This is a genomic window from Amycolatopsis sp. (assembly GCF_036008905.1).
Taxonomy (GTDB): Bacteria; Actinomycetota; Actinomycetes; order Mycobacteriales; family Pseudonocardiaceae; genus Amycolatopsis.
In genome coordinates, this window is record NZ_DASYMU010000166.1 from 1 (window position 1) to 10,957 (window position 10,957).

The window sequence follows — 10,957 nt, forward strand, 5'->3', positions numbered from 1 at the left end:
GTTCGGGCCCCGCGAGGTGCTGCTGACCAGTGAGGAGCCGGTCGTCGAGCAGTTCCTCAACGGCCGCCGCCTCGGCCCGATCGGGATGTCGGAAGAGAAGGACTCCGCGCAGATGGCGCGCGAACAAGCCGACGCCGACGCGGGCCACTCCGATGGGTCCACAGAGGACGTTCGCGGCGTGCCCCCGCAGATCCAGCCCAGCCCGGGTCTTCCGGAGCGCACGGGCATGCGCCGCCGCCAGGACCGGGTGATGAAGATCCTGCACACGCTGCCCCATGCGGCGCAGGAAGGGATCATCGAGTCGCTGACGCCCGAAGAACAGCAGCGCTACGGCGTCCGCCCGCGGCAGCTCCCGAAAGCACCGATCCCGGGCAGGCATCGCAACGACGTCACGGCCGAGCTTCACACGCTCAAGCACAGCGGGAACCTGTTGTGAGCAAGCAGCTTTCCTTCCCCGGTGTCGGCGCCATCCGCGAGACCGGCCGATTGTTCGCGCTGGGCCTCGACGTGCTCAGGTTGATCCCCAAACGGCCGTTCCAGTGGCGGGAGTTCCTGCAGCAGTCCTGGTTCGTGGCCAGCGTCTCGCTGCTGCCCAGTGCGCTGGTGTCCATCCCGTTCGGCGCGGTGATCGCGTTACAGCTGGGTTCGCTGACCCGGCAGCTCGGCGCGCAGTCGTTCACCGGGGCCGCCGGCGTGCTCGCCACCGTGCAGCAGGCCGCGCCGATCGTCACCGCGCTGATCATCGCCGGGGCCGGTGGTTCCGCGGTATGCGCCGACATCGGTTCACGGACGATCCGGGAAGAGATCGACGCGATGAAGGTGCTCGGTGTCTCCCCGATCCAGCGGCTGATCGTGCCCAGGGTGCTCGCGATGACGTTCGTCGCGGTGCTGCTCAACGGTCTCGTCAGCATCGTCGGCGTCGCCGGCGGGTACGTGTTCAACGTGTTCCTGCAGGGCGGTACGCCTGGCGCGTACCTGTCCAGCTTCAACGCGCTGGCCCAGCTGCCGGACATCTACATCAGCGAGTTCAAGGCGCTGCTCTTCGGTCTGGTCGCCGGGATCGTCGCGTCCTATCGCGGCCTGAATCCCCGTGGTGGCCCCAAAGGGGTGGGTGACTCGGTCAACCAGGCCGTGGTGATCACCTTCCTGCTGCTGTACTTCGTCAATTTCGTGCTGACGACCCTGTACCTCCACATCGTCCCCGCGAAGGGAAGCTGAACCGTGGTCGACCTGCTGCCCCGACGGGCCGCGATCGCCGAACGCGCGCGCAAGATCGCCGGTAAACCGGTGTCCGCTTTGGACGACTACGGGAACCAGCTCTGGTTCTACATCCGTGCGTTCCTGTGGATCCCCCGCACGCTTCGCCGTTACTCCAAGGAAATCATCCGGCTGCTGTCCGAAGTGTCCTTCGGCAGCGGCGCGCTGGCGGTGATCGGCGGGACGATCGGCGTGATGGTCGCGCTCAACCTGTTCGTCGGCACCGTCGTCGGCCTGCAGGGTTACGCGGCGCTGAACCAGATCGGCACGGCCGCGTTCACCGGGTTCGTCTCCGCGTACTTCAACACTCGTGAGATTTCCCCGCTGGTGGCCGGGATCGCGCTGTCGGCGACCGTCGGTTCCGGGTTCACCGCGCAGCTGGGCGCGATGCGGATCGCCGAGGAGATCGACGCATTGGAGACGATGGGCATCCCCAGTCTGCCGTATCTGGTTACCACCCGGATGATCGCCGGGTTCGCGGCCATTCTGCCGCTGTACACGCTGGGGCTGCTGGCTTCCTACATCTCGTCGCGGTTCATCACCGTCACGTTCAACGGGCAGTCGGCCGGTACCTACGACCACTACTTCAACCTGTTCCTGCCACCCGAAGACGTCCTGTGGTCCTTCGCGAAGGTGCTCGTGTTCGCCGTGGTGATCATCCTCATCCACTGTTACTACGGCTACAACGCCAGTGGGGGTCCCGCCGGTGTCGGGGTCGCGGTGGGGCGCGGGGTCAAGACCGCGATCGTCACAGTGGTCATCGTCGACTTCTTCCTCAGCCTCGCCATTTGGGGCACCACGACGACGGTGAGAGTGGCCGGATGAGCGCGGAACACGGAACCCTTCCCGCGGTCCCGCGACGTGTGCTCGGATTCGTCTACCTGGTGGCGATCGTGCTGTTCTTCGCCCTCACCATCGCGTTCTACCAGAAGCGGTTCACGCCGGTGGTCATGGTCGAGCTGCGCGTCGAAAAGCTGGGCGACCAGCTGATGCCGCAGGCCGACGTCAAAGTGCACGGTGTCATCGTCGGCGAGGTCCGCGCCATCGACACCGCGTTCAAGGGCTCGACGCTGCATCTGGCGCTGAATCCCGACATGGTCGACCTGATCCCGAAGAACGTGACCGCCCGGCTGCTCCCCAAGACCCTCTTCGGCGAGCGTTATGTCAACCTCGTGCTGCCGAAAACCGCCGCGGGCGAACGTATCGAGGCCGGGGACACCATCGGGCTCGACCGTTCTTCGGCCGCGGTGGAGCTCAATACCGTGCTCGACAAGCTCATGCCGGTGCTGCAGGCCGTCCAGCCGGAGAAGCTGTCCAGCACGTTGACAGCGGTCTCCGACGCGCTTTCCGACGGCCGCGGCAAGGATCTCGGCACGACCCTGGTGACGCTCAACAACTACGTGCGGGAATTGAACCCGTCGCTGCCCGACCTCACCGAGGACATCCGGCAGCTCGCCGGGGTCGCGGACGCCTACAGCGACGCGGCACCGGATCTCCTGCGCACCCTGTCCGATCTCACGGTGACGAGTAAAACCCTGGTGGACCAGCAACAAAATCTCCGCGCGCTCTTCGGCGGCCTGACCGACACTTCGGTGAACCTGCGGAACTTCCTGGAGGTGAACAAGAACAACCTCATCGGACTCGCCGGGAGCAGCAGGTCCACTTTGGAGCTGCTGGCCAAGTACGCGCCGGAATACCCGTGCCTGCTCGGCCAGCTCAGCGACCTCGTGCCGAAGCTCGACGAGATCTGGGGCGGCGGGCGCAACAACAACCACGCGCTGAACCTGACCATCGAGATCACCGCCAGCCGCGGCAAGTACGTGCCGGGCAAGGACACCCCGGCCTATCAGGACAAGCGCGGTCCCGCCTGCTACCCGATCGCGCGGGGCTCGAACTTCCCGCAGTACCCGGCTTCCGGGCCGCTCGCCGACGGGTCGACGCCGCCGGCCGCGGGCGGGACCAAACCGCCGTCCGGGATGAACTCTCTGCTCGGCGGCACGCTGGCCACGCCGGCGTCGAGTGGGCAACCGGCCGCGTCGATGCCGAACTCGTCGCAGGAACGGGCGCTGGTCGCGGCACTGGTCGCACCCTCGATGGGGACTTCGCCGAGTGACGTGCCCCAGTGGAGCAGTGTGCTGGTCGGACCGCTCTACCGCGGGCAGGAGGTGACCGTCCGGTGAAGTCCCTCGTCGGGCCGGTGTCGAAGCTGGCCGTTTTCGTCGTGTTCACGGTGATGTCCACGTTGCTGCTCGCGGCGACGATCGCCAACATCACCTTCCAGCCGTCGCACACGTACCACGCGGTGTTCTCCAACGTGACCTCGCTCAACGTCGGTGACGACGTCCGCGTGTCCGGCGTCCGGATCGGCCAGGTCGCCACGATCTCGGTCGGCGGCGACAACGAAAACGTGGCGCGGGTCGAGTTCTCCGCCGACTCCAGCCGCAAGATTCCCCGATCGGTCCAGGCCGTGCTCAAGTATCGCAACCTGGTCGGCCAGCGCTACATCGCGCTGGAACAGCAACCCGGCCAGTCCGCCGAAGTGCTCCAGCCGGGCGACACGATCCCGTTGTCCCAGACCAAACCCGCACTCGACCTGACCCAGTTGTTCAACGGGTTCAAGCCGTTGTTCCAGGCACTGTCCCCGGACGACGTCAACAAGCTGTCGTACGAACTGATCCAGGTGCTCCAAGGTGAAGGCGGAACGATCAGCTCGCTGCTGCGGCACACTACGCAGTTGGCCTCCGCGATCGCGGACAAGGACCAGGCGATCGGCCAGGCGATCGACAATCTGAACGTCGTGCTGGACACGGTGAACAGCCGCGGCGGCGAACTGTCCGGATTGGTCACCACGCTGCAGGAGCTGGTCAGCGGGCTCGCGGCGGACCGGAAACCGATCGGTGAGTCGATCGGCGCGCTCGCCGACCTGAGCACGACCACCTCCGGCTTCCTCGCCGACGCAAGGGAACCACTCAAGCAGGACATCGCGGGGCTCGGCGCGCTGGCGGGGAACCTGAACAAGGATTCCGGCCTGGTCGAACAGTTCCTGGCCAACCTGCCGAAGAATGTGGAGACGATCACGCCCACCGCGTCCTACGGTTCCTGGTTCAACTTCTACCTGTGCGCGGCGTCGGGGAATGTCGGGGTGTCCTCGCTCGGGCTGGACGTCCCGATACTTCCGCTGCCGCTCAGCCAGACCCCGTCGAGGTGTACGTCGTGAAAGCCTTCGAAGAACGCGATCCCGTCCCCATCGGCATCGCCGGTGTGGTGATCATCGCGATGCTGACGGTCGCCGCCTACTTCTACGACGACCTCCCGGTCGTCGGCGGCGGCGCGGTGTACCAAGCCGAGTTCACCGAGGCGGCCGGGCTCAAGGCCGACGACGAAGTCCGCATGGCCGGGGTCAAGATCGGTCAGGTCAAAGGGATCGAACTCAGCGACGGCCATGTCCTGGTCAGTTTTCGCGCGAAGGACACCTACGTCGGGGACCAGACCAAGGCGTCCATCCAGATCAAGACGTTGCTGGGCCAGAAGTACGTCGAGCTGGAGTCTGCGGGCAAGAGCCCGCTCGATCCTCGTCAGCCGATCCCGGTGGCGAGGACGGAGGCACCCTTCGACGTCAACGACGCGTTCACCGGGCTGTCCCGCACGGTCGACCAGATCGACACCCAGCAGCTCGCGCAGAGTTTCCAGACCATCGCGAGCGAGTTTTCCGGTACGCCGGAACAGATCCGTCCCGCGCTGGACAGCCTGTCGGCGTTGTCGACGACGATCTCCAGCCGTGACGAGCAGCTGCGCAAGCTCCTCGGCAACACCGGTCAGCTGACCAAGACCCTCGCCGATCGCAGCGGCCAGCTCGAGCGGCTGATCGGTGACGGAACGCTGCTGCTCAAGGAAGTCCAGGCCCGCAAGTCGGCGATCAGCGCGCTCCTGCAAGGCGCGAAAGCCCTGTCGGCGCAGCTCGCCGGGCTCGTCACCGACAACCAGGGACAGCTCGATCCCGCGTTGACGGAACTCGACCAGGTCACCGCGTTGCTGCAACGCAACCAGCAGAACCTGAACTCGAGTCTCAACCAGCTCGCGCCGTTCTACCGGTTGTTCGCCAACACCCTCGGCAACGGCCACTGGTTCGACGTCTACGTCTGCGGGTTGCTGCCGCCGACGGTCAACCTCAACCTGCTCAACATCAATCCCGAGGGCTGCGACCCCGGTGCCCCCGGAGGCGGCCGATGACCACGAACCTCACGCGCCGTCTGGCGGTCGTGCTGGTCCTGACCCTGATCGCGGCGGGCGGCGCCTGGTGGATCGGCTCCCGTGCGGCAGGAACCAAGGTGACGGCGTTCTTCTCCCAGGGCGTCGGTGTCTTCGCCGGCGGCGACGTCCGGATCCTCGGGGTACCCGCCGGGACCATCGACTCCGTCACCCCCGAAGGTCAGCAGGTCCGGGTCGAACTGACCGTGGAGCCCGGGATCGACGTCCCCGCGGACGCCGGTGCCGTCGTCGTCCCGCCCAGCCTCGTCGCCGACCGGTACGTGCAGCTGACCCCGGTCTACACCGGCGGCGCGAAGATCACCGAGGGCGCGGTGATCCCGCGGGCCCGCACGGTCACCCCGGTGGAGGTCGACGAGCTCTACAAGAGCCTCGACCAGGTCACCTCGGCGCTCGGGCCGGACGGCGCCAACGCGGACGGTTCGCTGTCCCGGCTGCTCGACGTCGGCGCGGCCAACCTCGCGGGCAACGGGACCGCGATCAGGGAGACCGTCGGCAAGCTCGCGGAGCTCACCAAAACCCTGTCCGGCAACAGTGGTGACCTGTTCGCCACCGTCGACAACCTCCGGCAGTTCACCCGGACGCTGGCGACCAGCGACGGTCAGCTGCGGGACCTGAGCGGACAGCTCACCGACGTCAGCGCGTTCCTCGCCGGGGAACGACAGAACCTGACACAGGCGCTCGGCGAACTCGCGGCGGCACTGGATCTGGTGCGCACCTTCATCGCGGGCAACCGCGGCCGGATCAAGTCCAATGTGGACAAACTTGCTTCGGTCACCCAGATCCTGGCCGATCAGCGGGCGGCACTGGCGGAGTCGCTGGACGTGGCTCCGCTGACGCTGGGAAACCTGGTCAACGCCTACAACGCCGGCTCGGGCACGCTCGACATCCGGGCAAATCTGAACGAGCTGTCGTCCCCGCCGATCGTGACGCTCTGCGGCCTGGTGCGGCGAGGTACACCGAAGCAGCTCCCCCAGGTGCTGGCCGAAACCTGCGACAAGCTCGCTCCGGTGGTCGACGGTCTCGTGCCGTTGCCTTCGGTCGGCGACCTCATCGGCGGCCTGCAGAGCGGGAACCTCCCGCCGCTGCCGCTGCTTTCCCTTACCCAGCCCGGAGGCGGCCCCCGATGAAAAACCGACTTGCCAGTGGCTGTGTTGTCGTGGCGCTGGGTTTCTCGCTCAGCGCCTGCGGAAACGGCGGCTTCAGCGGTCTGTACGACGCTCCGCTGCCCGGCGGTGCCGACCTCGGAGACCATCCGTACCAGCTCAAGGTCCAGTTCGCCGACGTCCTCGATCTCGTGCCGCAAGCCGCGGTGAAGGTCAACGACGTGCCGGTGGGCCGGGTGTCGGACATCGGGTTCGCCGCGGACGGCTGGACAGCCGAGGTGACGGTTTCGCTCAACGGCGACGTCAAGCTGCCCGCGAACGCCGGTGCGCTGCTCGTGCAGTCGAGTCTCCTCGGTGAGAAGTACGTGTCGCTCAGCAGTCCGGCTACTCCAGCAACGGAAACACTCGCCGCGGGGTCGGTCATCCCGGTGGAACGGACCAACCGCAACCCCGAAGTCGAGGAGGTGTTCGGCGCCCTGTCGATGCTCCTCAACGGCGGCGGAGTCGAGCAGGTCCGCACGATCAGCCGCGAGGTCAACGACGCGCTGGCGGGCAAGGAGGGCGACATCCGCGCCTTGCTGACCAATGTGGACACTCTCGTGGGCGACCTCGCCGGTCAGCGCGACGACATCACCAGGGCCATCGACGGGCTCAACCGGCTCTCCGGCACCCTCGTCGGGCAGAACGACAACATCGCGACCGCACTCGACAAGCTCGAGCCGGGCCTGCGCGTCCTCGCCGACCAACGCGGTGACCTGGTGCGGATGCTGCAGTCGCTCGACGAACTGTCCGGGGTCGCCGTCGATACCATCACGCGCTCCCGCAAGGACCTCATCGCGGATCTGCGTGCGTTGCAGCCGACGCTGCGGAAGCTCACCGAGGCCGGGGACAAACTGCCCAAGGCGCTCGACGTCCTGCTGACCTTCCCGTTCACCAGCCGCTCCCGGGAAGCGATCCGCGGTGACTACACGAACCTCGACGTCCACCTCGACCTGAAGCTGGACAGCCTGCTGACGAACCTCTTCCTCAACCCCAAGCAGCCGCCGATCGCGTTGCCGGGCTTGGGAAATCCCCCGCCCGCGGCGGCCCCGCTGCCGCTGGCGTCACCCTTGCCCGTCCCGGTGTTGCCGCCGGTGGTGCAGGGACTGCCCGGGCTGCTGAACTCGTTGCTGGGCGGTGCCCGGTGATCACGCGCAGGATCCGGATCCAGGTCGCGCTCTTCCTGGTCATCGCCATCGCCGGGATCGGGTACACCGGTTTCCGGTACGCCGGGCTGCAAAGCCTGTTCGGCCGCGGCGGCACGACGGTGAAACTGCAACTCGCCGACTCCGGCGGGATCTTCACCAACGCCGACGTCACCTATCGCGGGGTGACCATCGGCCGGGTCGGGGCACTCCACGTTATTCCCGAAGGCACCGAAGTGGACCTCGTCCTCGACGACGGTTCGCCCGCGGTGCCGGCCGACGTCGAGGCCGTGGTCGCGAACCGCTCCGCCGTCGGCGAGCAGTACGTGGACCTGAGGCCCCGCACCGGAAACGGGCCGTTCCTGGCCGAAGGGTCCACGATCGACGCCGCCGACACCGTCACGCCGATACCGCTGGACCGCTTGCTGGGCAACGTCGACGCGCTGGCCGCCAGCGTGCCGGCCGAGTCGCTGAAGACCGTCGTCGACGAGTTGTACGACGCGTTCAACGGCGCCGGGCCGGATCTGCGGACCGTGCTCGACTCGACGAGCGCGTTCGCCGCCACGGCCACGGAATACCTGCCCGCGACCAAGGACCTGCTGTCGTCCGCCCGCACGGTGTTGGCCACCCAGAACGCCGAAGCGGGCAATCTCCGGTCGTTCAGCGGGGATCTCCGGCTGCTGGCGGACGAACTGAAGAAGTCCGACCCGGACCTGAAGCACTTCATCCAGGCCGTGCCCCCGGTGTCCGCCGAGATCACCGGCCTGCTCGCCGAATCGGGGCCGGGACTGGGCAAGGTGATCGCCAACCTGCTCACCACCGCCGACGTCCTCGGGCCGCGGACCAAGGGACTGGAGAACATCCTCGTCACCTATCCACTGCTGACCGCGGCGGCCAACACCGTCGTACCCGGCGACGGCACCGCGCATCTCGGCCTGGTGCTGAACTTCTTCGATCCGTTGTCCTGCACCAAGGGCTACGAAGGCGCGGCGCTGCGCTCGGCCGAGCAGGTCGGCACCCAGCGGGCGAACCCCGGGTTGTACTGCGCCGAACCCGCGGGCAGCCCGACTTCGGTCCGCGGTGCCCAGAACGCCCCGTACGGCGGCACTTCGAAGACCGTGCCCACCACACCCGATGTCCAGCGGCAGCCCGGCAGGCCCCCGCTTCCCGGCCTGGCCGGACTGACCGGGATCAGTGGTCCGACCGATCTGGCCGGGCTGCTCGGACTGAACCGATGAACCACGAAGACGGAGGCTCCATGACAGACCGAACCGGTACCCCGCTGTGGGCGGGCAAACCCTTCCTCGCCGGGCTTTCCGCGTTGACCGTGGTCTCGCTGGTCGCCGCTGTGTGGTTCGGCACGGCGTGGCTGTCGGGCGACAGCGCCGCCGCGACCACCGCTCAGGCGCGCGGTGAGGCCGAGCGGGCGGGCGAACACGCCGTGGCCGTGTTCGGCACGCTGGACTACCGCACCGTCGACGCCGGGCTCGACGAGTGGGAACGGATGTCCACCGGGCAGCTCAACGACGAGGTCAAGAAGTCACGGCAGGCACAGAGCCAGGTGATCAAGAACGGAAAGACCTCGACGAGCGCGAAGGTCCTCAGCGGCGGGCTCACCGAGCTCGATTCCGAAGGCGGGACGGCGAAGATGATCGCCGTCGCGGAAATCGTGGTGACACCGGAGCAGGGTGAGCCGGTGACCAAGCGCAATCGGTTCCAGGCCGACCTCCGGCGGACCGACCAGGGCTGGAAGCTCAGCTCCATCCAGGCACTCGCGATCGGCGGATGAGGGTTTCCCCTCACGAAAGGAAAGCATGTCCCAGGCACGAACCCCGACGCCCCAACGACGCCGCCTCGCGGTGGCCGGACGTCGCGGCGCGGAACTGACCCCGAGCCCGAAACCCCGCCCCGAACCGGAGGCGGCCGAAGAGGACGTCGTCGAAACCGGGGTTGTCGAAACCGGGGTCGTCGAAGCCGGTGTTGCCGAGCCTCGACGCCGTCGTCTCGTGCTCGCCCTGTCCGCCGCGCTGGTCGTGTTCACCGGAATCGCCGTGGCCGCCGGAATCGCCGCGGCTCCCTCGCCGGACGACGACCTCCGCAACACCGCGCTGACCGACGCCGCGGCCACCAGCGACCTCCTCGGACAGGTGAACAAAGCCGTCGAGACGGTGTTCTCCTTCGACTTCACCGACACCGCGAAAACCCGGGCCGCCGCGCAGAACCTGCTCCGCGACCGCGCTGTCGAGCAGTACAACCAGCTCTTCGAGCAGGTCCGGCAGCTCGCGCCGGCGCAGAAACTGGTGCTCACCACCACGATCCGGGCGACGTCGGTGATCCGGCTCGAAGGCGACCAGGCGCAGCTGCTGGTGCTGGCAGATCAGCGGTCGACGCGCGGGGACACCAACCAGACCAGCAACGCGGCCGCACAGCTGACGGTGACGGCGAAGAAGAGCGGCGACACCTGGACGATCGGTGATCTCACCGTGTTGTGAGACCGGACGCTCATGACCGCGTTGCTGCGCGCGACGGAGTTATCCCCCCGGTCACCCGCGTGGTCTCTCAAGACGAGAAGCTGCGCGCGGCGATCAGCAGCGCCTCACGCATTGCCGCCTCGTAGTCCTGCTTTTCAGCGTCGGCGTGTTCGGTGTTGAACGCGTAGTACTCCACGGCCACACGCAGAGCGGTGTTGATCATCGCGGCCTGCACGGTGACGGCCAGGTCGGGGCGGGGCAGTCCGGCGCGGCGAGCGAGCGCTTCGGCGAACGCAGGCTCGGCGTGCCGGTGCGCTTCCAGCCACACCGCACGCAGGCCCGGTTCGGTCCTGGTCAGACGCACCAGGTTCACCATCGTCATTCGATCGGCGACGTGGTCGTGCAACCCTATCGTGTCGAACACTTCGACCATGCCCTGATCGCTGCGCCATGACTGCAAGAACCGCGCGATGAGTTCGATCACGCCGGTCAGCAGGGGTGTGACGCAACTGTCTTTGGTCGGAAAGTACCGCTTCAAGCGGGGCTACGCCGAGTGGTCCGAGGCCGACCGCGACGCCACGGACGAGCTCGCACCGTACGCCTTGACGGCCTTGGACGAACTGCGGGCAGCGAGCGCGTCACTGGGCTGACCAGGCCGTCACCGCTGAGACAA

Annotated in this window: 12 protein-coding genes and 1 pseudogene; 12 read left to right on the plus strand and 1 reads right to left on the minus strand. The window is 67.4% G+C overall.

Features of this window, described 5'->3' with window-relative positions; genetic code table 11:
• The 11 genes and pseudogenes from VGP60_RS28815 to VGP60_RS28865 form a co-directional block, all read left to right on the plus strand.
• Positions 1-436 (plus strand): annotated as a pseudogene (locus VGP60_RS28815) (ABC transporter ATP-binding protein); the annotation flags it as partial.
• Positions 433-1,218 (plus strand): ABC transporter permease, encoded by a 786-nt coding sequence (locus tag VGP60_RS28820; RefSeq protein WP_327551266.1) that lies wholly within the window; start codon positions 433-435, stop codon positions 1,216-1,218. The pseudogene VGP60_RS28815 and the gene VGP60_RS28820, both read left to right, overlap by 4 nt.
• A 3-nt stretch (positions 1,219-1,221) precedes the next feature.
• The gene (locus VGP60_RS28825; RefSeq protein ID WP_327551267.1) at positions 1,222-2,082 is read left to right on the plus strand and encodes an ABC transporter permease; all 861 of its coding nucleotides are present in this window, start codon (positions 1,222-1,224) and stop codon (positions 2,080-2,082) included.
• A complete protein-coding gene (locus tag VGP60_RS28830; RefSeq protein WP_327551268.1) occupies positions 2,079-3,437 on the plus strand; it encodes an MCE family protein in 1,359 nt (452 codons plus the stop codon). The genes VGP60_RS28825 and VGP60_RS28830 overlap by 4 nt, the downstream gene beginning before the upstream one ends.
• Positions 3,434-4,474, plus strand: coding sequence for an MCE family protein (locus tag VGP60_RS28835; RefSeq protein ID WP_327551269.1), 1,041 nt, complete (start codon positions 3,434-3,436; stop codon positions 4,472-4,474). Before VGP60_RS28830 ends, VGP60_RS28835 begins: the two co-directional genes overlap by 4 nt.
• Positions 4,471-5,487 (plus strand): MCE family protein, encoded by a 1,017-nt coding sequence (locus VGP60_RS28840; RefSeq protein ID WP_327551270.1) that lies wholly within the window; start codon positions 4,471-4,473, stop codon positions 5,485-5,487. The genes VGP60_RS28835 and VGP60_RS28840 overlap by 4 nt, the downstream gene beginning before the upstream one ends.
• Positions 5,484-6,653 carry an MCE family protein gene (locus VGP60_RS28845; protein ID WP_327551271.1) on the plus strand — a complete coding sequence of 390 codons (1,170 nt, stop codon included), beginning with the start codon at positions 5,484-5,486 and terminating at the stop codon, positions 6,651-6,653. The genes VGP60_RS28840 and VGP60_RS28845 overlap by 4 nt, the downstream gene beginning before the upstream one ends.
• Complete coding sequence (locus VGP60_RS28850; protein ID WP_327551272.1) at positions 6,650-7,816, plus strand: MCE family protein; 1,167 nt, start codon at positions 6,650-6,652, stop codon at positions 7,814-7,816. Before VGP60_RS28845 ends, VGP60_RS28850 begins: the two co-directional genes overlap by 4 nt.
• The gene (locus VGP60_RS28855) at positions 7,813-9,051 is read left to right on the plus strand and encodes an MlaD family protein (RefSeq protein WP_327551273.1); all 1,239 of its coding nucleotides are present in this window, start codon (positions 7,813-7,815) and stop codon (positions 9,049-9,051) included. The genes VGP60_RS28850 and VGP60_RS28855 overlap by 4 nt, the downstream gene beginning before the upstream one ends.
• Before the next feature lie 20 nt (positions 9,052-9,071).
• Positions 9,072-9,602 carry a hypothetical protein gene (locus VGP60_RS28860; RefSeq protein WP_327551274.1) on the plus strand — a complete coding sequence of 177 codons (531 nt, stop codon included), beginning with the start codon at positions 9,072-9,074 and terminating at the stop codon, positions 9,600-9,602.
• A gap of 25 nt (positions 9,603-9,627) precedes the next feature.
• Positions 9,628-10,305, plus strand: coding sequence for a hypothetical protein (locus VGP60_RS28865; RefSeq protein WP_327551275.1), 678 nt, complete (start codon positions 9,628-9,630; stop codon positions 10,303-10,305).
• Positions 10,306-10,372: 67 nt separating this feature from the next.
• Here the strand turns inward: VGP60_RS28865 and VGP60_RS28870 are convergent, their stop codons facing one another.
• A complete protein-coding gene (locus VGP60_RS28870) occupies positions 10,373-10,768 on the minus strand; it encodes a hypothetical protein (protein ID WP_327551276.1) in 396 nt (131 codons plus the stop codon).
• On the opposite strand from VGP60_RS28870, the gene VGP60_RS28875 reads away from it, so the two are divergent.
• Positions 10,755-10,934, plus strand: coding sequence for a hypothetical protein (locus VGP60_RS28875; RefSeq protein ID WP_327551277.1), 180 nt, complete (start codon positions 10,755-10,757; stop codon positions 10,932-10,934). The genes VGP60_RS28870 and VGP60_RS28875 overlap by 14 nt on opposite strands.
• The last annotated feature ends 23 nt before the right edge of the window (positions 10,935-10,957 follow it).